This is a genomic window from Polynucleobacter sp. MWH-Loch1C5, assembly GCF_018881775.1.
Classification (GTDB): domain Bacteria; phylum Pseudomonadota; class Gammaproteobacteria; order Burkholderiales; family Burkholderiaceae; genus Polynucleobacter.
This window is the reverse complement of sequence record NZ_JACVPR010000001.1, coordinates 1,447,219-1,464,932: the sequence shown is the minus strand read 5'-3', so window position 1 is coordinate 1,464,932 and position 17,714 is coordinate 1,447,219. Positions and strand designations below refer to the sequence as shown.

27 protein-coding genes are annotated in these 17,714 nt (G+C 47.2%); 17 read left to right on the top strand and 10 right to left on the bottom strand.

The window, feature by feature from the left end; translation table 11 throughout:
- The first annotated feature begins 61 nt into the window (after nt 1–61).
- From ICE94_RS07515 to ICE94_RS07505, 3 genes are read left to right on the top strand one after another with little or no spacing between them, the layout of a single operon-like run.
- A complete protein-coding gene (locus ICE94_RS07515) occupies nt 62–1,024 on the top strand; it encodes a D-2-hydroxyacid dehydrogenase family protein (RefSeq protein ID WP_216150463.1) in 963 nt (320 codons plus the stop codon).
- The gene (locus ICE94_RS07510) at nt 993–1,454 is read left to right on the top strand and encodes a hypothetical protein (protein WP_216150461.1); all 462 of its coding nucleotides are present in this window, start codon (nt 993–995) and stop codon (nt 1,452–1,454) included. The genes ICE94_RS07515 and ICE94_RS07510 overlap by 32 nt, the downstream gene beginning before the upstream one ends.
- Nucleotides 1,451–1,669, top strand: coding sequence for a cysteine-rich CWC family protein (locus ICE94_RS07505; protein ID WP_216150458.1), 219 nt, complete (start codon nt 1,451–1,453; stop codon nt 1,667–1,669). The genes ICE94_RS07510 and ICE94_RS07505 overlap by 4 nt, the downstream gene beginning before the upstream one ends.
- Nucleotides 1,670–1,706: 37 nt before the next feature.
- Here the strand turns inward: ICE94_RS07505 and ICE94_RS08500 are convergent, their stop codons facing one another.
- Both ICE94_RS08500 and ICE94_RS07500 read right to left on the bottom strand, forming a co-directional pair.
- Nucleotides 1,707–1,829 carry a hypothetical protein gene (locus tag ICE94_RS08500; protein ID WP_255539110.1) on the bottom strand — a complete coding sequence of 41 codons (123 nt, stop codon included), beginning with the start codon at nt 1,827–1,829 and terminating at the stop codon, nt 1,707–1,709.
- Nucleotides 1,830–1,955: 126 nt separating this feature from the next.
- Complete coding sequence (locus ICE94_RS07500) at nt 1,956–2,495, bottom strand: histidine phosphatase family protein (RefSeq protein ID WP_216150456.1); 540 nt, start codon at nt 2,493–2,495, stop codon at nt 1,956–1,958.
- 144 nt (nt 2,496–2,639) lie between these two features.
- Between ICE94_RS07500 and ICE94_RS07495 the strand changes: the two genes are divergently transcribed.
- Both ICE94_RS07495 and ICE94_RS07490 read left to right on the top strand, forming a co-directional pair.
- Nucleotides 2,640–3,071, top strand: a complete 432-nt coding sequence (locus tag ICE94_RS07495) for a hypothetical protein (RefSeq protein ID WP_216150454.1) — start codon at nt 2,640–2,642, stop codon at nt 3,069–3,071.
- 3 nt (nt 3,072–3,074) lie between these two features.
- On the top strand, nt 3,075–4,127 hold the full coding sequence (locus tag ICE94_RS07490; protein ID WP_216150453.1) for an acyltransferase: 1,053 nt from the start codon (nt 3,075–3,077) through the stop codon (nt 4,125–4,127).
- Between the two features lie 16 nt (nt 4,128–4,143).
- Here the strand turns inward: ICE94_RS07490 and ICE94_RS07485 are convergent, their stop codons facing one another.
- Nucleotides 4,144–4,374, bottom strand: a complete 231-nt coding sequence (locus ICE94_RS07485) for a TIGR02450 family Trp-rich protein (protein ID WP_216150451.1) — start codon at nt 4,372–4,374, stop codon at nt 4,144–4,146.
- A gap of 33 nt (nt 4,375–4,407) precedes the next feature.
- Between ICE94_RS07485 and ICE94_RS07480 the strand changes: the two genes are divergently transcribed.
- From ICE94_RS07480 to ICE94_RS07465, 4 genes are read left to right on the top strand one after another with little or no spacing between them, the layout of a single operon-like run.
- Entirely contained in the window at nt 4,408–4,806 is a 399-nt protein-coding gene (locus ICE94_RS07480) for a CoA-binding protein (RefSeq protein WP_216150449.1), read from the top strand.
- 22 nt (nt 4,807–4,828) lie between these two features.
- Nucleotides 4,829–5,797 (top strand): protein-methionine-sulfoxide reductase catalytic subunit MsrP, encoded by a 969-nt coding sequence (gene msrP, locus ICE94_RS07475; protein ID WP_216150447.1) that lies wholly within the window; start codon nt 4,829–4,831, stop codon nt 5,795–5,797.
- Nucleotides 5,798–5,805: 8 nt separating this feature from the next.
- Nucleotides 5,806–6,399: a sulfite oxidase heme-binding subunit YedZ gene (locus ICE94_RS07470; RefSeq protein ID WP_216151041.1), complete on the top strand. Its 594-nt coding sequence runs from the start codon at nt 5,806–5,808 to the stop codon at nt 6,397–6,399.
- Nucleotides 6,396–7,151 carry a formylglycine-generating enzyme family protein gene (locus ICE94_RS07465; RefSeq protein WP_216150441.1) on the top strand — a complete coding sequence of 252 codons (756 nt, stop codon included), beginning with the start codon at nt 6,396–6,398 and terminating at the stop codon, nt 7,149–7,151. The genes ICE94_RS07470 and ICE94_RS07465 overlap by 4 nt, the downstream gene beginning before the upstream one ends.
- Before the next feature lie 8 nt (nt 7,152–7,159).
- Here ICE94_RS07465 and ICE94_RS07460 read toward each other — a convergent pair whose 3' ends face one another.
- From ICE94_RS07460 to ICE94_RS07450, 3 genes are read right to left on the bottom strand one after another with little or no spacing between them, the layout of a single operon-like run.
- Nucleotides 7,160–8,065, bottom strand: coding sequence for a DUF3108 domain-containing protein (locus ICE94_RS07460; protein ID WP_216150439.1), 906 nt, complete (start codon nt 8,063–8,065; stop codon nt 7,160–7,162).
- A 24-nt stretch (nt 8,066–8,089) separates the two neighbouring features.
- The gene (locus tag ICE94_RS07455; protein WP_216150437.1) at nt 8,090–9,220 is read right to left on the bottom strand and encodes an NADH:flavin oxidoreductase/NADH oxidase; all 1,131 of its coding nucleotides are present in this window, start codon (nt 9,218–9,220) and stop codon (nt 8,090–8,092) included.
- A 53-nt stretch (nt 9,221–9,273) separates the two neighbouring features.
- A complete protein-coding gene (locus tag ICE94_RS07450) occupies nt 9,274–9,891 on the bottom strand; it encodes a YqiA/YcfP family alpha/beta fold hydrolase (RefSeq protein ID WP_216150435.1) in 618 nt (205 codons plus the stop codon).
- A gap of 61 nt (nt 9,892–9,952) precedes the next feature.
- On the opposite strand from ICE94_RS07450, the gene maiA reads away from it, so the two are divergent.
- Nucleotides 9,953–10,603 (top strand): maleylacetoacetate isomerase, encoded by a 651-nt coding sequence (maiA, locus tag ICE94_RS07445; RefSeq protein ID WP_216150433.1) that lies wholly within the window; start codon nt 9,953–9,955, stop codon nt 10,601–10,603.
- Here maiA and ICE94_RS07440 read toward each other — a convergent pair.
- Nucleotides 10,600–11,535 (bottom strand): tripartite tricarboxylate transporter substrate binding protein, encoded by a 936-nt coding sequence (locus ICE94_RS07440; protein WP_216151039.1) that lies wholly within the window; start codon nt 11,533–11,535, stop codon nt 10,600–10,602. The genes maiA and ICE94_RS07440 overlap by 4 nt on opposite strands.
- 170 nt (nt 11,536–11,705) lie before the next feature.
- Between ICE94_RS07440 and ICE94_RS07435 the strand changes: the two genes are divergently transcribed.
- Nucleotides 11,706–12,089 carry a DUF2237 family protein gene (locus ICE94_RS07435; RefSeq protein ID WP_216150431.1) on the top strand — a complete coding sequence of 128 codons (384 nt, stop codon included), beginning with the start codon at nt 11,706–11,708 and terminating at the stop codon, nt 12,087–12,089.
- 2 nt (nt 12,090–12,091) lie between these two features.
- Here the strand turns inward: ICE94_RS07435 and ICE94_RS07430 are convergent, their stop codons facing one another.
- The gene (locus ICE94_RS07430; protein ID WP_216150429.1) at nt 12,092–12,715 is read right to left on the bottom strand and encodes a 1-acyl-sn-glycerol-3-phosphate acyltransferase; all 624 of its coding nucleotides are present in this window, start codon (nt 12,713–12,715) and stop codon (nt 12,092–12,094) included.
- A gap of 201 nt (nt 12,716–12,916) precedes the next feature.
- Here ICE94_RS07430 and ICE94_RS07425 point away from each other — a divergent pair, with 201 nt between their 5' ends.
- From ICE94_RS07425 to ICE94_RS07405, 5 genes are read left to right on the top strand one after another with little or no spacing between them, the layout of a single operon-like run.
- A complete protein-coding gene (locus tag ICE94_RS07425) occupies nt 12,917–13,261 on the top strand; it encodes a type II toxin-antitoxin system HicB family antitoxin (protein WP_216150427.1) in 345 nt (114 codons plus the stop codon).
- A 10-nt stretch (nt 13,262–13,271) separates the two neighbouring features.
- Nucleotides 13,272–13,685 (top strand): YchJ family protein, encoded by a 414-nt coding sequence (locus ICE94_RS07420; RefSeq protein WP_216150425.1) that lies wholly within the window; start codon nt 13,272–13,274, stop codon nt 13,683–13,685.
- On the top strand, nt 13,682–14,044 hold the full coding sequence (locus tag ICE94_RS07415; protein WP_216150423.1) for a hypothetical protein: 363 nt from the start codon (nt 13,682–13,684) through the stop codon (nt 14,042–14,044). Before ICE94_RS07420 ends, ICE94_RS07415 begins: the two co-directional genes overlap by 4 nt.
- A gap of 34 nt (nt 14,045–14,078) precedes the next feature.
- Nucleotides 14,079–14,498 (top strand): gamma-glutamylcyclotransferase, encoded by a 420-nt coding sequence (locus ICE94_RS07410; RefSeq protein ID WP_216150421.1) that lies wholly within the window; start codon nt 14,079–14,081, stop codon nt 14,496–14,498.
- 33 nt (nt 14,499–14,531) lie between these two features.
- Nucleotides 14,532–15,239: a queuosine precursor transporter gene (locus tag ICE94_RS07405; protein ID WP_216150419.1), complete on the top strand. Its 708-nt coding sequence runs from the start codon at nt 14,532–14,534 to the stop codon at nt 15,237–15,239.
- Between the two features lie 25 nt (nt 15,240–15,264).
- On the opposite strand, the gene ICE94_RS07400 is transcribed toward ICE94_RS07405, so the two are convergent.
- Both ICE94_RS07400 and ICE94_RS07395 read right to left on the bottom strand, forming a co-directional pair.
- Nucleotides 15,265–16,215 (bottom strand): hydrogen peroxide-inducible genes activator, encoded by a 951-nt coding sequence (locus ICE94_RS07400; protein ID WP_216150417.1) that lies wholly within the window; start codon nt 16,213–16,215, stop codon nt 15,265–15,267.
- Between the two features lie 201 nt (nt 16,216–16,416).
- The gene (locus ICE94_RS07395) at nt 16,417–17,193 is read right to left on the bottom strand and encodes a hypothetical protein (protein ID WP_216150416.1); all 777 of its coding nucleotides are present in this window, start codon (nt 17,191–17,193) and stop codon (nt 16,417–16,419) included.
- Between the two features lie 139 nt (nt 17,194–17,332).
- On the opposite strand from ICE94_RS07395, the gene ICE94_RS07390 reads away from it, so the two are divergent.
- Nucleotides 17,333–17,713: a hypothetical protein gene (locus ICE94_RS07390; RefSeq protein WP_216150413.1), complete on the top strand. Its 381-nt coding sequence runs from the start codon at nt 17,333–17,335 to the stop codon at nt 17,711–17,713.
- Nucleotide 17,714 lies beyond the last annotated feature (1 nt).

The following is a 17,714-nucleotide window of genomic DNA, read 5'->3' as shown; positions in this document are numbered from 1 at the left end:
ATCTGTGCCAAGCCCCAAAATAATGAGGCACCCCCTAGACTAGGGTTTACACGGAGACAATATGAAAAAAATAGTCGTGCTAGATGATTATGAAGAAGCCTACCGCCGCTTAGCCGATTGGTCAGCGATCGAAAGAGATGCGCATGTCGAGTACTACTCTGAACGCATGGAAGGTCCTGATTTACTCAAAGCCATCAAAGATGCGAACGCCTTGGTGTTAATGCGTGATCGCACCCCTTTAAAGGCCGATCTCATTGCCCAACTGCCCTACCTAGAGTATGTGGTGTTTACAGGCACCCGTAATCTAGCCTTGGATGTTGAGGCCCTCAAACAACGTCAGATTCCAGTTAGCTTCACCGAATGGGGCCCGTCAAAAGATTCCACCTCTGAATTAAGTTGGGCCATGTTAATGGCCCTGTATAAGCGCGTGATCGAACAAAACGCCGTCATGATGTTAGGTGCTTGGCGCAATGATCGCTCGCTCTTACCAATGCTCAAAGGTCAAACCTTGGGACTGATTGGCCTAGGCGAAATTGGTTCACGGATGGCGCGCTACGCGCAAGCTTTTGGCATGCGTGTGCTGTGTTGGAGCCCGAATATGACCGCAGAGCGAGCTCAAGCAGCGGGTGCCAGTGCCGTATCACTCGATCAATTAATGAGCGAATCCGACATCATCTCATTGCATATCGTGGCAGGCCCAACGACCAAGGGCATCGTGAGCAAAGAAAAAATTGCTCTAATGAAGCCCGGCGCCTTACTCATTAACACCTCCCGATCCGTGTTAGTTGATACCGATGCTCTGGTAAATGCTTTGCGCGATGAAAAAATTGCAGGAGCAGCTCTTGATGTATTTGATATCGAACCCTTGCCGATTGATCATCCGCTGCGCGATTGCCCCAATACGCTGTTAATCCCTCATCTTGGCTTTGTGGCTGAAGATGTTTTCAAGACCTTTAGCCAAGGGGTCGTCGAATGTTTGAATGCTTGGCTCCATGGTCAAAGTATCGTACGTCCCCTGCCCTAGTTGCGGCAATGCGCGTAGCGCATTAGCCTCCTCCTGCCCTTTTTGTGGCGCCACAGAACTTCCCGATGGCGCCAAAAAAGTGGCAGGTATTTTTACTTTCAATCTTGAAGTGGGGCTACCGAGCGTTGATCAAGCACGCGAACGGCTGGTGGAAAAATTAAGACAACTTGAAGATACGGGCGTGCAATTTGTAAAAGTGATTCATGGCTACGGTTCTGGAGGTCGCGGGGGTGCTATTAAAAATGCCCTGATAGCTGACTTGCAAGCAGGCTTTTATAAAACGGTTGAGAACTACTTTAGAGGGGATGATTTATTACCAGGTTATAGTGCCTATGCCCAGTGCACCAAACTCTATCCTCAGTTAAAGACTCAATTGACCAAAGACATCTATGGCAATCCCGGCATCACACTACTGATCCTGCATCCATGAATTCGACACCTTCTATTTGCCCGATTTGCCATGCTCCAGTAAAGTGTGGTGCGCAAGCGCCTGACCAGCAGTGTTGGTGTATGCAATACCCCCCATTGCCAGCCAGTGTTATTCAAGAGACTCAGACTTGTCTTTGCGAATCCTGTCTACAAGATCGTTTGCAGCGAGCAGGAATTGATTGGCAAACAGGGAAAGATCCCATCCCAAAGAAGTGAGTGTGAAGTGGGTTTTTAGGATGGGATCAATGAAGCCTTAATCTTGGCGTGAACAGATCCATTCTTTACGCTGCCACTCACCGGGTTTTTCTGCGAAAACCATCCAAATCACGAGACCGCTCAATACTGACCATAGTGGGTTAGCAATTAATGTTTTCATGACATACTCCTATTAGCTCTTAATCAAATACAGGTTCAATACTGTATAAATATACAGTATTTAAGAATAAGGTCAAGACTTATCCTGTGACTTAATTAAGTCATTGATTTATATTGATAAATTAGGCTAGTAAGGTATAGGGGCAAGGCGTTGATGACTGATCACCTCGCCCTGGGCGTTAAATCGCAATACCACCATCTCACCCACATTCACCCAAGAACCGATCAGTGAGGTCAGATTAATTTGATGTGTCACCACAATCATGGCGGGATTGTTAGGTCCTGCTACTCTAGCTGCGTAGCGTTCTTTTAAAAACTGCTTGGCGCCCTGGCGAAAACGCCCCTCTTCTTGCGGCCGCTCAAAGAAAGAACCCCAAACGGGCTCGCTACGCACGGGTCCTAACTGGAGTAAGCGAGCAGTCTCCTCACAACGACACCAGGGGCTAGAGTAAATTTGTCGCTCGCTTGCGGTCTTCTGTAGTCCCTGCGCTAACCAGAGACCGATCGCCTTGGCTTGTGTGCGCCCCGCGTCTCCTAAATTACGCTGGGTACTGCAGTCACCTAGACGAAAACCGAGCGGATCACTGTAACCCGGCGCATCAGCATGACGCATCACTAAAATCTGATCACGCTGCATGAGCGTTTTTGCGACCTGCTCCGAGCTCATGGCACAGACCCCGCTGGAATAACAAAATATCCCTAGAGCGAGGAATTGCATCAGAGCTGAAATTCTTAGCCGATAATAGCGAATGGGCAGGCATAAAGACATCTGACCATGCTACACGAATTCAATTAATTTGCAGGAGATGGCGTGAAAATTTCTTGGACTGGATTATTCCTCGCACTCTATTGGAGCTTAACGAGTGCACTGGCACAAACCACAAGTCTCTTACCTGAGACAAAGAATATCAACGGCCTGATGTATATGACAGGCGGCATCGGCAGCGAAGAGTCTGAAGCGATGCAAGAGCTGGGTAAAAAATGGCCACTACTAGTGGAGCTTTCCCAAGATCACCCCCAAAGAGCGTTATGGATCTCAGATGTACAAATCAAACTGAGTAAAAAAGGCAGTAAAACGCCTAGCCTAGAGATCGTGACCGAAGGGCCTATCCTCCTGATTGATCTACCTCCCGGGGAATACACCATCGATGCAGTCTTTGAAGGTCGCCCATTAAAACGCAATATCAAGATTGAAGCCTCCAAGTCCAATCAATTGAACTTGATGTGGCCGATCGTGAAATAAGATTTGAACTCACGCAATCTTCTCGTCGATCAAATCAAGGGCATCGCCTGCCTCTTGATTGTGGGACACCATTTGGCGTTTTACGGCCCAATGTCTGACCTTGCCGCTCCACTGATAGCACCACTCAATGCCTGGCTATTTGAGTATGGTCGTATGGCAGTCTATGTCTTCTTAGCCATCGGTGGCTATTTAGCAGCGAGTAAATGGAGTACCGCTAACACATTTGTGAAGCGCAGCATTACTGAACATATCAGCCATAAATTCTGGCGTCTCGCTATTCCGTATTACGCCGCCATTGTTTTAGTCATTTTCTGCAATGAGCTCGCGAGTCTGTGGATGCGTCATGATTCGATTTCAGCACGACCTAGCGCTTGGCAATTGGCCAGTCATCTTCTGTTTTTACAAGATATCTTGCATTACGAATCTCTCTCCGCAGGGTTTTGGTATGTGGCGATTGATTTTCAGCTTTTTATGGTGAGTGCTCTGCTCATTTTCTTGATTGAGAAATTAGCACCTGTCTCTTGGTCATTTAAAACAACCCGTTATTTAGCCTTAGCCCTGATTGTGTCTGCCAGCTTGATCTCTTTGGTCATGTTTAGCCAAGCGCATGCCTATGATATTTACTTTATTTATTACCTGGCTGCTTATGGTATTGGCATGATTGCTGCGTATGCCAATCAATTACAACGCCCTTTAGGCTACATCACCATGCTCTTAGTCAGCTTAGCCTATGGCTTGGCACTCTATCAAGAACCGAATTTACGTCTATCGCTTGCCTGGATCTGCGCCTGTATTCTATTTTTGAGTGTAGATCTTAAACTACGTATGCCCGCATCCTCTGCCTTACTCGCCTTAGGCCAACGCTCATACTCAGTTTTTCTAGTGCATTTTCCAATCTCACTCGTCGTGAACGCTTTTTGGATGCAATTCTTACCTCGCGAACCAGGGATACATCTATTGGGTATGCTATGCGCTGTGATACTCAGCGTAGCTCTCGCTTGGCCCTTTTATGAGCTCTTTGAAAAAAGACTCATGCGACGCTTTCATCGCTCTTGAGCATTCACTCACAGTGCTAAGACCAACCGCTGATCCAATATTGACGATCTTTCAAAGTACGCCACTCAATGGTTTTTTGCTGCCGCGTCAAAACCGCTTCAATAACAACCTGACGAATCGGCGAACCATCCTCAGGCACGATCACTTTAACCACCATGAAATGTTTTTGTCGCTCGATAGGAGTCACAGCGGTCCACTTGGAGTGATGTAATTTCTTCACATCAACAAAGTTCTGATCTTGTGGCATGATCAGAGTATCTCAGCTTTCTAGGTGTTTTGCATGAGCGTTGATATCCCAGAATTACTTCAAAAGACAAAAACGATTGCCGTAGTAGGACTGTCTGACAAGACGGATCGTCCCTCCTATGATGTAGCTAGGTATATGCAAGCAGTGGGCTACGACATTATTCCAGTCAACCCTAACTGCCAGAGTATTCTGGGGATGACCTGCTACCCTGATCTCAAAAGCATTCCACAGAAGATCGATATGGTGAATGTGTTTCGTCGCGCAGAAGACTGCTTACGCATCACGCAAGAAGCGATTGCGCTGGGAGTAGGCTCGATCTGGCTGCAGTTAGGCATCCATGATGAAGCAAGCGTTGCCGCTGCTAAGAAGGCTCAGATACCGATTGTCACCAATCGCTGCCTAAAAATTGAACATCGTTTGTGCAAGAAATAAAGAAGTCGATTAAGCTTGTTTTATGAACAAGCCTCCAAAGATTCTTGCCTCTGAAATCACACCTCAAGCCCTTTACGAAGGACGGCGTCAGTGGCTAGCCCAAGCGGGCTGGTCGACATTGGCCCTTTCAACATCTATCACTTCTTTGGCATGGCATAGGGAGGCTCGCGCCAATGAGCGCCTGGCATTAGCTGCAAAACCCAATCCACAATTTTTCACAGCAGAAAAATTAACACCCTATAAGGATGTCACCAGCTATAACAATTTTTATGAGTTTGGTCTGGACAAAGCCGACCCCGTCGTCCACGCACAAAGACTTAAAACCCGTCCTTGGACGGTGCGTGTCGAAGGACTTGTGAATAAACCACGGACCTGGGATATCGATGAGCTCATCAAATTAGCGCCTCTAGAAGAACGTGTCTACCGCTTGCGCTGCGTAGAGGGTTGGTCGATGGTGATTCCTTGGATTGGCTACTCTTTGTCACACCTAATCAAAGCGACTCAAGTTCAAGGCTCCGCTAAGTTTGTTGAATTTGTGACCTTAGCCGATCGTGAGCAAATGCCCGGCTTAAAAAGTCGCGTCTTACAGTGGCCCTATACCGAAGGCTTGCGCCTCGATGAAGCCTTACACCCCCTCACACTGCTGACCTTTGGTTTATATGGTGAAGTGTTACCGAAACAAAACGGAGCCCCCGTTCGCATGACTATTCCCTGGAAATATGGCTTTAAGAGTGGCAAATCCATTGTGGCGATTCGCTTTACAGAACAGCAACCGCGCACCAGTTGGCAAGTGGCAGCCCCTCATGAATATGGTTTTTATGCCAACGTCAATCCCGAGGTATCTCACCCTCGCTGGAGCCAAGCCCAAGAACGTCGCATAGGCGGTGAAGGCGGTCTATTTGCTCCCCGCATCAAGACCCTGCCCTTTAATGGTTATGCTGAGCAAGTCGCGTCGCTCTATGCAGGTATGGATCTGAAGCGTTTTTACTAAAGCCTGTGATGCGAAAGATAACTCTGAGTGCATCACCGGCAGTACAACAAAGCCTACTGGTCTTATTAGCGAGCCTACCTTTTTTAAGACTTGTTTACTTAGGCCTCTATGATGGTCTAGGCGCCAATCCCATTGAGTTCATTACACGTTCCACAGGGACGTGGGCACTCGTGTTCTTATGCGCAACTTTGTCAATCACGCCTTTACGACAAATCACACAACAGCCATTTTTATTACCCTGGAGACGCACACTAGGTTTAGCGAGTTTTAGCTATGCACTGTGTCATTTTGTGATTTGGTTTTGGTTAGATCATGGTTGGTCATGGTCTACGATGGTCGTCGATGTATTGGAGCGCCCCTTCATTACGATGGGCTTTTTGTCTTTTGTGATGATGTTGCCTTTGGCAATCAGCTCCAATACATGGGCCATGCGCACCTTAGGGCGGTCTTGGAAAAAATTACATCGCTTGATTTATGTGATTGCTATAACAGTCATCCTGCACTATTTTTGGCATAAATCAGGTAAGCAAGATTTTTTTGAGGTCAGCCTGTATGCTCTCTTTATTGGATGGTTATTACTCACAAGGATCGTACGTCGATGAAAAAGCTCGCATGGATATCCGTTTGTAGTGCTTTGCTCTACGGCCCACACTTGATGGCTGAGAGTGCTGGCCCTCTGACTACCTTAGAGAAAACCACTCGAATTGGCCCACTGGAGTGGGATCTGCATGAAGTGAGCATCGGCACTGTCAAGCGCTATGCCAAGGCCACTGGATTTGTGAGTCGCGGTGAAAAAGAAGGTGGCAGCTATATCTATGAATCCGGCTGGGTTCAAAAACCGGGTTGGACTTGGCGCACCCCTTTTGGTGTGGCTGCCCAGGATCGTGAACCTGCAGCTCACTTAATGTATGCCGAAGCGCAAGCAATCTGTCGTTACTTCGGCAAACGCTTACCGACGGATGCAGAATGGACGCAGGCCGCTTACCTAGAGCAAAGAACAACACCATCAGCCCCCTTTGTTCAAGGACAACGCTATCGCTACCCCAATGGCCCTTCTGCCGATGGCTCTCACCATCTACAAGGTCGCTTCAAAGGTGTCGCTCCTCAAGGCTCACTGAATCGGGGTAGCGGCCATGTGCCTGTGATGACCACCACAGCCGGCGTGAATGGCTTATATGACATGGGTGGCAACCTTTGGGAGTGGGTTGATGGCGGTAGTGGTCAAGAACGAATTACGCGAGGGGCTTCCTGGTGGTATGGGCCAGAGCGGCAAATCGAGTCTGACCTAGCTACCAAACCGATGGATACACGCGTCGCATATATTGGTTTTCGGTGTGTGCGCGATGTGCGCTAATCAGACCTTTATTGCATTTGTAATTGGCTTAAGACGAGTTCAATGACTTGGCCTTTGTGATCCGTCTGACGCATTTTGACGGGTAAGTAATGCGCTCCTTTAGCGAGCCAAACCTCAAAGCGTCTTAGATCTTTTTCATCCCGAGGCAGCCGTAAAAAATGACGTGTTTCCTGTAAATGCTCTGCCACTTCTGTCAGCACAACATCTCCCTGGCTCACAAAAGTCCAAGTCTCTAACTGTTGAATACTGGCCAATGGAATTTCTCGGGCAATCCCCTTTTGATCGATCTCAGGATTACCGGCTACTAAACCTGCTAACTGAAACATGACACTAAAACGATCTTGAGTGCCGGGGCGTAAAGGAATCTTTTCTGTCTGCGTAGAAAACTGGATCAGTTCCTGATCGCGCAATAAAGTGACTGTGCGCTCTGAGCGACTCGCTCGTTTTTCAATATAAATTTCAGGGGCTAATCCAAAAGTATCGACACCCCCTGAACTTGTAAAAGTAAAGTCCCCAATAAAGGGCACCGGTACCGTGACTTGCAGTTGATATCGTGCATCACGTATTTGCCAATTGACTGTCCCCGCAGGGTAAGCTGCGCCATTTAAATAAGCGGTATAAGTCATCAAAGCACTAGGTGGCAATTGAAAGGCTTGAGCATTGAATGGCTCTGATGATTCTTCAAAAGCGTCACCCACCAATGATGTTTCCTCAATACTTGCGCGCTCAGTACTTTGTTTATTATCTACGGGAGCCATTTCCAATGTGGCTTGCACAACGGTATTGGGCAAAGGTAAAGCTGTGGTTTTGGGCCAGAAAGATAATCCCCCCATGGCTATGAAGTGCAGCAGAAGCGATAGCACTAAAGCAACGCTAATGAGCGTTGCTGAAGATTTCAGTGCTGGCTTTTGCATACCCACTCCTTGGGTAGGCAGGATTTAACGCTGCCCGAGTTTGACTTGGCCAAAGATATGCTGCGCTTGACGCGGCATACAACGCCAGTATTGCTCACTAGCTGCCACTTGTCCACCTAACTCAGCAGCGGCTTGCCAGACCCAACGAGGCTGATATAAAAAGGCGCGCGCCATGGCAATAGCATCCGCTTCATCAGCTTGCAATATGGCCTCAGCTTGCTTGGCTTCAGTAATTAGACCAACAGCAATGGTTGTCATACCGGTAGCTGCCTTAATCGCTTTAGCAAACGGTACTTGATAATTAGGACCAATCGCAATTTGTTGCTTAGGCGATATACCTCCTGAAGATACGTGAATGAAATCACAACCCAATGCTTTGAGTTGCTTTGCAAACTCAATTACTTCCTCAAGCTGTAGACCGTTATCTAACCAATCGCTCGCAGAAACACGCACACCCAAAACACCTGAAAATGCACTACGTAATGCCTGGAACACTTCGAGAGGATAGCGCATGCGATTTTCCAGAGACCCACCATATTGATCGCTTCTTTGATTAGCAATCGGTGAGAGAAATTGATGCAAGAGATATCCATGGGCATTATGAATTTCGATGGCTTCGATTCCCAGCGCTTGGCTTCTCTGTGCCGCTTTGACAAAAGCCTGCTTGATCCGTTCTAGACCAGTAGCATCAAGTTCTTGAGGCGCAACTTCACCATCGAGTTGAGGAATCGCTGATGGGCCCACGGTCTGCCAACCCCCTTGCTGCGCATCAAGCAATTGCCCACCTTTCCAGGGCGCATCACTAGAGGCTTTACGCCCCGCATGCGCTAACTGAATACAGACTGGAACCTGCGGCGCTAAGGCGCGCGCACGTTGGAGTCGGTCTTTTAGAGCCGCTTCTGTTTTGTCATCCCATAAACCTAAACAATAAGGAGTAATACGGCCCTCAGGCTCGACAGCGGTCGCTTCGATAATGAATAAACCTGCGCCACTATTGAGTAAGTTACCCCAATGCATCATATGCCAGTCAGTGGCTTGACCCTGGTTCGCGGAGTATTGACACATCGGCGCCACAATAGCGCGATTAGCCAAAGTCAAACCACCTGCAGGAGATGATAGTTTGAGGGGACTAAATAATTTGCTTGGCTGGCTCATAGTTGTCTCGATATTTTTATAAATAGATTGTCTAGTAATCAAATCTGACTTGCCTAATTCTCATAAGACCAGAAAAAATGAAAGCGCAATATCTCTGGTAAATAGATGGGGTAATCTGTAATCGCATGATCGCCACCACGAATCACCACTTGATTCGCGCCAGGATACTTCATCATCATTTCTTTCCAATCTAAAACTTCATCATCCGTGGCAGCCACCAAGTAATAGCGCTCGTGACCAGTCAAACGGTCGACCTTGAGCGCCTCTAATTGCGCTACATACTCGGGTTTGAATTCAAAGGGGCTACCATCATGCCAGTTCGTTTGTGTGCCCACATAACGCTCTAAATCACGGGCCGGAAATACAGCGGGGTTGAGCAAGGTGGTGCGCGCACCAGGGTACTGCTCTGCTAGATAAGTCGCGTAGTAGCCTCCGAGCGAGGAGCCGATGATGCATAAAACATCATACTGTCTCTGGACAATCTCGGCCTGTACCAGAGCCATCGCCTCTTTCGGTGAAGCGGGTAGTTGCGGTGCGTACCACTCAATCTGCCAACCGTTGGCTTGACGTTCAGCAAGAGCTGCTTCAGTCAAACGAGCTTTGGTCGATTGTGGCGAAGAGCGAAAACCATGCAAGTAGACAAATAGGTATTTTTTATTTTTCACATCCATACGGCATTAAACCATTTTTTAGCCCTGCACCTTCGCACCCTATTTGGCTTAAGATGTACCCATGAATCTACAACTCCATACCTTCTATCGCAGTTCCGCTGCCTTTCGGGTCAGAATTGCTTTGCACTATAAGAACTTAGCTTTTGAAGCTATCCCGGTTAATCTCAAAGGGCAACCCGGGGATCAGTTTAGTAGTGATTTTCTTTTAAAAAATCCAGCAGGTATGGTGCCGGTTTTAAATACCGGTCATGTCCATTTGCATCAATCGATGGCCATCTTAGAGTACCTTGAAGAAGTCTATCCAGAACCCGCCCTACTACCTCAAGACCCGATCGCACGCGCCCAAGTCAGAGCACTGTGTCACGATATGGCCAGTGACGTTCATCCTTTAACCAATTTACGCGTGCTGCGTTATCTCAAACGAGAGTTACAAGTTTCAGCGAACGGTCTTGATACTTGGTACGCTCATTGGCATCACCTAGCCTTAACTGCCTATGAACAACGTTTGACCGATTGTGCGGGGCAATACTCTTTCGCCGATGAAATCAGCCTAGCAGATGTGTGTTTAGTGCCTCAAGTTCGTAATGCCATCGCCGCTCAGATCCCCTTAGAACGCTATCCGCAAATTATGCGTATTTATGACAAGCTCATGCAAAACGCCGCTTTTAAAGCGGCGTCTTGGGAAGCACAAAAGGATTATGTAGGTTCTTAATCCATTTTGATATTCGCTGATTTGATGGCTTTGCCCCAAATCTCGATTTCAGAATTTAATAGACGTGTCATCTGCTCAGGGGGTAAGTAACGAACCTCCACCCCTGCAGCATCTGCACGTTTTTTCGTTTCTGGTAATTCCAAAGCTTTCTTGACATCGGCTGATAGTTTATTGATCACTGCATCAGGTGTGCCTGCTGGGGCATATAAAGCGACCCATGACTCTAAATCAAAATTATTCAAGCCCGCTTCTGCGACTGTGGGTACATTGGGCATCATGGGGTGACGACTCTTACCAGTCACCGCCAAGCCCTTGAGCTTACCGGTTTGAATATGGCCCATGACAGAAGGTGGTGTGGTAATGAAGACTTGTACTTGGCCAGCCAGAACATCCTGAATCGCCGCGCCAGATCCTTTGTAAGGAACGTGCACGATATTGCCATTGATCTTTTGCTTGAAAATTTCAGTGCCGATATGGGCCACCGAACCGTTGCCTTGGGATGCGTAATTCAGTTTGCCTGGATTTTTCTGAACATAGGCGATGAACTCTTTGAGATTATTCACAGGCACCGATGGATGTACGGCAATCACATTGGTCGCAATCGTGACCAAGCCGATCGGAGTCAAACTTTTTAGATCCCAAGGGAGCTTATCCATCAGAATCGGGTTGGCGACGTGATACCCGGAATAAGAGACCAATATCGTGTAGCCATCTTTGGGCGCTTTCGCGACAGCTTGGTAAGCAATATTGCCGCTACCCCCAGGTTTATTTTCTACGACTGTGGGTTGACCGATCACACCCGCTAGTGAATCACTCACTAAACGCGCTGAGGTGTCCACCAATCCGCCAGGAGGGTTGGGCACGACGAAGGTGATCGGGCGATTCGGATAATTCTGTGCATGAACTGCTGCTGTGAGTAAAACAGCACTCATGAGTGTTGCTAAACGCAGGGTTTTAGATAAGAAGGGCTTCAATTGATTCTCCTCGAATTGTTTTTATTGATATTCAATCCCCTTCCCCTAGCAGCACTTTTTGGTTTCATGCTGCAAAGCCGCATGAAATGCACTAGAGTGAAGTCTTCCTAATGTAACTGATTCGTTTTATGTCTGCACAAGAAATCGCACGCAATGTTTTGGGTGAACCACTATCGCCCTGTTCTTTTGAGCCCCTCACTGGCTTTTATCGTGATGGCTGCTGTAAGACCGGTCCTGATGATGTAGGCAGTCACCTGGTCTGCGCCATCATGAGTGATGAATTTCTACAATTTAGTTATGCGCGTGGCAATGACCTTATCACGCCACGTCCTGAGTGGCGCTTTGCTGGTCTACAAGCCGGTGACCAATGGTGCTTATGTTTGTCACGTTGGCTAGAAGCCCTCGAGGCGGGTTGTGCTCCCAAAATTAAATTAGAGAGTACCCATCTCAAAGCGCTTGAACGTGTCGATCTTGAAACACTCAAGCGTTACGACGCAGCACAAACCGTCTAGCACTATGAGCGCGGCGTCCAAAAAGTAATGGGCGCTGCATCTTCAGGATGAAACCCAGCGCGCTCGGCATACTCTTGTCTTATTGTGTCTAGGTCTAGATCTTCATTCTGAGACAGTTGTATGAAATGTTTCACACCAATCTCTTTATGGCGGTAATCTATAAATGCTAAACCTACGGGAATATTGGCGAGCGTGGCTAGGCGATAAAAACCGCTGCGCCAACCGGGCGTGCGTTGACGGGTACCCTCGGGGGTAATGACCACCCAAGCATATTCACGGGCTAACATTGAACTCGCCATATCTTGCACATACCCTTGTGGACTAGAACGCACGACAGCGATGCCACCAAGATAACGCAACCAAGCACCGACCAAAGGAATCTTAAAGAGCGAGTCTTTCGCTAAAAACTGAATCTGTAGACCCATCGCCCATTTCGCCAATAAGCCAATAAAAAAATCCCAGTTAGAGGTATGCGGATAGACCACCATCACACCATGAGGGCCAGGCAATCCATCAAAGTACAGAGTCCACCCTAAACGCTTGAGTAACCATGCCGCCAAGCGGTTCCCCTGAAACTGTATGGGGCGCTCACTCACGACTGTCACGCTGGAATGATCTTGAGTCATATTGTTTTCTGAATCCTCTGTAGGTTAATACTTATTTTTGCGTAAGACTTATCTGTCATTTTTCTTATTTCTGAATGTTCGCAATATATACCCAATTGATTTACTTAGGAAAGTTTTTGTCACTACCTCACAAAAGGTCTTTTTTACAGATTTGCTTTGCTATGGGGGCTTGCCTAGACTCGAGATTTTTATGAGAAAACCATGTTTGCTTACCCTGCCACCGTAGAACAAACCGCTCGAGGAGATTATCTGATTAGCTTGAGCGACTTTCCTGATCTGCTCGCCATCGGTCACAGTCTTTCTGAAGCCATCATGCATGCCGAACAAATGCTCAATCAAGAGTTAGCTCGCATGTTTTTTGCTCGCGAGACTTTGCCTAAGCCCTCTAAACGCAAGTTGTCACAAATCATGATTTATCTCAAACGTGACATATTGATGACTTGGCATGAAATCAATCCCACTCAGAGCGTCGAAGTCTCTGTTGCGCAAACCCGCTCGCGTAAATCTCGGGGAGGTAAAAATACTGACACCAATGAGTTTCATTGAATAATGCGGTATGGCTAAAACATTGAAGACCTCTATACCCTGCCCTTGCGGTGGAGCTGACTATGTCAGTTGTTGCCAAGTGTGGCATCAAGGTACTGCTGCAAGTAGTCCTGAATTATTGATGCGTTCACGCTATAGCGCCTATGCCCTAGGTCTTCATGATTATGTATTAGACACATGGCATCCGAGTACGCGTCCAGCCACACTCGATGACGATGCTCAAGATGAACGGCCCCGCTGGCAGAGCTTAAAAATCTATCGCAGTGAAATAGAGCCTAGCGGCGAGTCAGGACTCGTAGAGTTTCTTGCCATATACAAAATCAATGGCAAGGCTTATCGCTTACATGAAGTCAGTCGCTTTGTCCGGCAAGAGAGCCGCTGGTATTACCTGAACGGTGAGTTTCCCGATAAAATAGCATCATGAATCCCTCTGCCGAAATCTTGCAAAAACTACGCGCTGTATTTAGCGATTGCCAACAATTAGCAGTGACTTTGTCACAACAACATCCGAGTACTCATCACGGTTTTGTTTGCGATATGCAATTTGCGAGTACTTATGGATCATTTTTAGCGAATATCAAAATGCAACATGGTATTGATATGGAAAAAGATTCTCTAGCCGCCCGTCTTGTGAGCGCCTTGGCGGCAACAGACTCTCATACGATTGGTAAGATCCGTGAAGAAGTATTTGCCAATCTCGACGGCATGAAGCCCGAGCAATATCCAAGTTATCTCTTCTTGACTTGCTTTCCGAGTATTCATGAGGCGTTAAAAGATTCCTAGGCATATCTAAGTCTTTTTTGTGAATGAGAGTGTCATGCGTTGGTCTTATTTATTCGTATACGGCACATTAAGAAGCCAAGCGCCTCAAGAACAAGGGCGCGCGATGCGCACCGAGATACAAAGCATAGGTCGTTGTTTAGGTTTAGCTCGTTGGCAAGCACAACTCTATCAAGTATCTTTCTACCCTGCCGCGATCGGCTCAGAAAATCCAGACGATCAAGTCATCGGTGAGCTTTATGAAATTGCTGAAGATGCACTAGCACCACTGTTAGCCAAACTTGACGCCTTTGAAGAATGCAGTATGACTGACCTGCGCCCCCATGAATACGATCGGATTGTGAGCACTGTTCACCTCATTGAAAACGAACAAACATACACGGCTCATATTTATGAATACGCTAAAGATGTCAAATATCTAACACGTATTCGTTCCGGTGATTTTTTAAACCCCTAAGCAGAGTTTTGCATCTAGGTCTATGATGACCAGATGCAAGCCAAGCGCCATTACAAATATTACGATCTACTCCTAGCGGCTTTTGTCACCGCTTTACTGTGCTCCAACTTGATTGGTGCAGGTAAAGCAGCCGTGGTGGATTTACCCATCCTCGGGATGACTGTCTTTGGTGCTGGTATTTTATTTTTCCCCATCACTTATTTATTTGGCGACATCCTCACCGAGGTCTACGGCTACGGGCATGATCGCCGTGCGGTGTGGGCCGGTTTTGCCGCGCTTTTATTTGCCGCTTTCATGTCTGTCGTGGTGATTCAATTACCACCGGCCGATAACGACTATATGCGTCAGTACCAAATCGGTTTAGAAACTGTCTTTGGCAATACTTGGCGCATTATTGCCGCCTCGATGTTGGCTTTCTGGTGCGGTAGTCTTGCTAATGCCTATGTGATGGCGAAGATGAAAATCTTAACGCAAGGCCAACATCTCTGGATGCGCACGATAGGCTCAACAGCGGTGGGCGAAGCGATTGATTCTTCTATTTTTTACTTCATGGCGTTTTATGCCATTTGGCCGACCGAGCAAGTTATTGCGGTGGCGCTGGCTCAGTATGTGCTGAAGACCTCCTGGGAAATATTAATGACCCCTGTGACCTACCGCGTGATTGCTTGGCTCAAACGTAAGGAGTCAGAAGACTATTACGACTATCACACGAATTTCACACCCTTTAGACTCAAAGTCTAAATTTTCTTCTAGCATCTTGTAGCAGTTAGCGGGCACTCTTCCCACTCACACTTTGAGCTTGAGTCTTTTTCTGTACATGCCAATGAATTTCTATGATCATTTGTGCGATGGCTAAAAACTCATCGATTCTGGCAGTGGTTTGACGCGCTACCAGAGCAATGCCACGCTTAGGTGCAGGAGCGGACAATGGGCGCGCTTGCAAATGGGTGTTGTTCAGAATCCCAGAACGAACAGCCATCTCTGGCAATAAGGTAATGCCTAGACCCGACTCAACCATTTGGACCAGGGTTAAAAGACTGGTTGCCTCCAAACCATCGGCATTGGCGACTTCTTTTTTACGACAAGCTCGTAAACTATGTTCACGCAGACAATGCCCTTCTTCGAGCAATAAAAGTCGTTCGGCCATTTTGGCGGGTACTGTGACTTCCTCTTCCTGCAAAGCAGGATCGCCTTGGGGGGCGGTCAACCAAAACTCATCGGCATACAGCTCTTTGACCAGTAAACCTTCTGTGTCATAAGGTAGCGCAATCAATGCAAAATCAAGCTGGTGGTCAACGACCCTTTGCAATAAGTTGGCAGTTAAGTCTTCGCGTAAAGCTATTCTTAAATCCGGATACTCTTGGCGAATCATCGGTATCACTTGAGGCAATAAAAATGGCGCAATCGTCGGAATAGCACCTAACTTGATGGTGCCGGTCATGGCATGTCCGGTGTGATGGGTGTACTCAATGAGATCTTCTGCGCCGGCTAATAATTGAATCGCACGCGCGACTACCTCTTCACCGACTGGAGTGACAGACACATTTTGTCGATCTCGCTCAATCAATTGCACGCCCATGGTCTGCTCAAGCTCTTTGAGCCCAGTACTGAGTGTCGATTGGCTCACGAAGCAAGCTTCAGCCGCTTTGGTGAAGTTCAGATGTTGCGCTACAGCCACTAAATAGCGTAATTGACGCAGCGAAGGAAGTGCAGCCATGAAAACCTCAGTTATCTATAACACTGGAATTTACATGATAGATGAATTCGATTAAATATGTTGATTTAATCGATTTACGGGAATTACTTCAGAGAGCTCAAGTCATAGCTAGCACTTCTACCCGAGGATGAGGAGCGCGTCAGCACCCCTTGATCGAGCAATTCGGTGATATCACGTAGAGCTAATCACCGCATCAGCGTTTTAGCGAAATAGACTCTTGAGTTCCTGTAATAACTTATCGCCCTGACTTTTGATTTGGGACTCCGCCTCTTTGAGTTTTTCACCTGCCTCAAATAGCACTGTGGGCGCGTGATTACTGATCGAGCGACGCGATTCCGTAAATAAAGATTCCATGAGTTGGGCACTTAACTCAGCGGCACTGACTCCTTTTTCAGAATCTATTTGCTTTAAACGAATATCCGGCAAATCAATCTGAACCGGTTTATCAGCCAATCGAGTGTCTTGGAGCACTAATTCTGGTTTCTGAATCTCGACACTTTGAATAATTAAGCGAGTACTTTGCGCCTTAGCGACTTTGGGATCAGCCGGTGTGACTGGGGCTTCTTTTTGTATACGCTGCGCGTATGCCTCAGCATTTTTTTGCAAAATGCTGAGGTTATCTTTTTTATTCTGGTATTCATAGACAATCATCGGCTTTGTCACCAGGACGCTACGCACCACAATTAAATCCGTACCTAATTTATCTTTATCTAAAAGAATTTCGACTTGCTTGGCTTGGAGGGCCTGAGCCTGAGTAAAGCCATCGGGGTTAGCGACCTGCAAATCACGAATCGAGACTTTGGCTTCTTTAAGATTGACGTTCACATCACCCACAGTGACCTTGCTAGCCACTGCTTCACTGCCATAACTCTGAATCGCTTGCTTGACCAAACTATCTAACTGATAAATACCATAGACGGTAAAGCCCATGATGAAGATTAGAAAAATAATGAAACCCAAAATTATTTTTTTCAGCATATCTTTCCTAAAAGCAATTGAAATCAAACGCTTGCAATATAACACTGGCACAGGGCTTTTGATGAGTAAAAAGATGTCAACTTAGACGCTTGAACTACGTTATGGGCATATCCTTGGCATCCTGCCAAAAGAGGTGAATATGAAACAAGCGATCATCCGTCAGGCTACACAAACACTCTTGGCCATCAGCCTCCTGAGTTTAGGCTCAATGATTGCCAGCCCTGCTGAAGCTCATGGTGGCCATCGGGGTCATTACCATCGTACCAGTCACTGGGTGGGTCCCTTTATCGCTGGCGGTGTCGTGACTTATGCCCTGACCCAGCCGCGCTGGGTCTATGCTCAACCCGTTTATCCAAGCCCGGTTTATACAGCACCTCCGGTGCTTGTAGTACCCCCTCAACCGCTTTTGGCACAAAATCTGCCACCGGTTTGGTATTACTGTGCCTCGACTCAGACTTACTATCCCTATGTGCAAGTCTGCGCAGAGGGCTGGAAATTAGTTCCAGCCACTCCGCAGTGAT

What these genes read in the sequence shown, in the direction of transcription:
- ICE94_RS07515 (WP_216150463.1), top strand. Translation starts at nt 62, where the DNA reads ATGAAAAAAATAGTCGTGCTAGATGATTATGAAGAAGCCTACCGCCGC.
- ICE94_RS07510 (WP_216150461.1), top strand. Translation starts at nt 993, where the DNA reads ATGGTCAAAGTATCGTACGTCCCCTGCCCTAGTTGCGGCAATGCGCGT.
- ICE94_RS07505 (WP_216150458.1), top strand. Translation starts at nt 1,451, where the DNA reads ATGAATTCGACACCTTCTATTTGCCCGATTTGCCATGCTCCAGTAAAG.
- ICE94_RS08500 (WP_255539110.1), bottom strand. Translation starts at nt 1,829, where the DNA reads ATGAAAACATTAATTGCTAACCCACTATGGTCAGTATTGAGCGGTCTC.
- ICE94_RS07500 (WP_216150456.1), bottom strand. Translation starts at nt 2,495, where the DNA reads ATGAGCTCGGAGCAGGTCGCAAAAACGCTCATGCAGCGTGATCAGATT.
- ICE94_RS07485 (WP_216150451.1), bottom strand. Translation starts at nt 4,374, where the DNA reads ATGCCACAAGATCAGAACTTTGTTGATGTGAAGAAATTACATCACTCC.
- ICE94_RS07480 (WP_216150449.1), top strand. Translation starts at nt 4,408, where the DNA reads ATGAGCGTTGATATCCCAGAATTACTTCAAAAGACAAAAACGATTGCC.
- msrP (WP_216150447.1), top strand. Translation starts at nt 4,829, where the DNA reads ATGAACAAGCCTCCAAAGATTCTTGCCTCTGAAATCACACCTCAAGCC.
- ICE94_RS07470 (WP_216151041.1), top strand. Translation starts at nt 5,806, where the DNA reads ATGCGAAAGATAACTCTGAGTGCATCACCGGCAGTACAACAAAGCCTA.
- ICE94_RS07465 (WP_216150441.1), top strand. Translation starts at nt 6,396, where the DNA reads ATGAAAAAGCTCGCATGGATATCCGTTTGTAGTGCTTTGCTCTACGGC.
- ICE94_RS07460 (WP_216150439.1), bottom strand. Translation starts at nt 8,065, where the DNA reads ATGCAAAAGCCAGCACTGAAATCTTCAGCAACGCTCATTAGCGTTGCT.
- ICE94_RS07455 (WP_216150437.1), bottom strand. Translation starts at nt 9,220, where the DNA reads ATGAGCCAGCCAAGCAAATTATTTAGTCCCCTCAAACTATCATCTCCT.
- ICE94_RS07450 (WP_216150435.1), bottom strand. Translation starts at nt 9,891, where the DNA reads ATGGATGTGAAAAATAAAAAATACCTATTTGTCTACTTGCATGGTTTT.
- maiA (WP_216150433.1), top strand. Translation starts at nt 9,953, where the DNA reads ATGAATCTACAACTCCATACCTTCTATCGCAGTTCCGCTGCCTTTCGG.
- ICE94_RS07440 (WP_216151039.1), bottom strand. Translation starts at nt 11,535, where the DNA reads ATGAGTGCTGTTTTACTCACAGCAGCAGTTCATGCACAGAATTATCCG.
- ICE94_RS07435 (WP_216150431.1), top strand. Translation starts at nt 11,706, where the DNA reads ATGTCTGCACAAGAAATCGCACGCAATGTTTTGGGTGAACCACTATCG.
- ICE94_RS07430 (WP_216150429.1), bottom strand. Translation starts at nt 12,715, where the DNA reads ATGACTCAAGATCATTCCAGCGTGACAGTCGTGAGTGAGCGCCCCATA.
- ICE94_RS07425 (WP_216150427.1), top strand. Translation starts at nt 12,917, where the DNA reads ATGTTTGCTTACCCTGCCACCGTAGAACAAACCGCTCGAGGAGATTAT.
- ICE94_RS07420 (WP_216150425.1), top strand. Translation starts at nt 13,272, where the DNA reads ATGGCTAAAACATTGAAGACCTCTATACCCTGCCCTTGCGGTGGAGCT.
- ICE94_RS07415 (WP_216150423.1), top strand. Translation starts at nt 13,682, where the DNA reads ATGAATCCCTCTGCCGAAATCTTGCAAAAACTACGCGCTGTATTTAGC.
- ICE94_RS07410 (WP_216150421.1), top strand. Translation starts at nt 14,079, where the DNA reads ATGCGTTGGTCTTATTTATTCGTATACGGCACATTAAGAAGCCAAGCG.
- ICE94_RS07405 (WP_216150419.1), top strand. Translation starts at nt 14,532, where the DNA reads ATGCAAGCCAAGCGCCATTACAAATATTACGATCTACTCCTAGCGGCT.
- ICE94_RS07400 (WP_216150417.1), bottom strand. Translation starts at nt 16,215, where the DNA reads ATGGCTGCACTTCCTTCGCTGCGTCAATTACGCTATTTAGTGGCTGTA.
- ICE94_RS07395 (WP_216150416.1), bottom strand. Translation starts at nt 17,193, where the DNA reads ATGCTGAAAAAAATAATTTTGGGTTTCATTATTTTTCTAATCTTCATC.
- ICE94_RS07390 (WP_216150413.1), top strand. Translation starts at nt 17,333, where the DNA reads ATGAAACAAGCGATCATCCGTCAGGCTACACAAACACTCTTGGCCATC.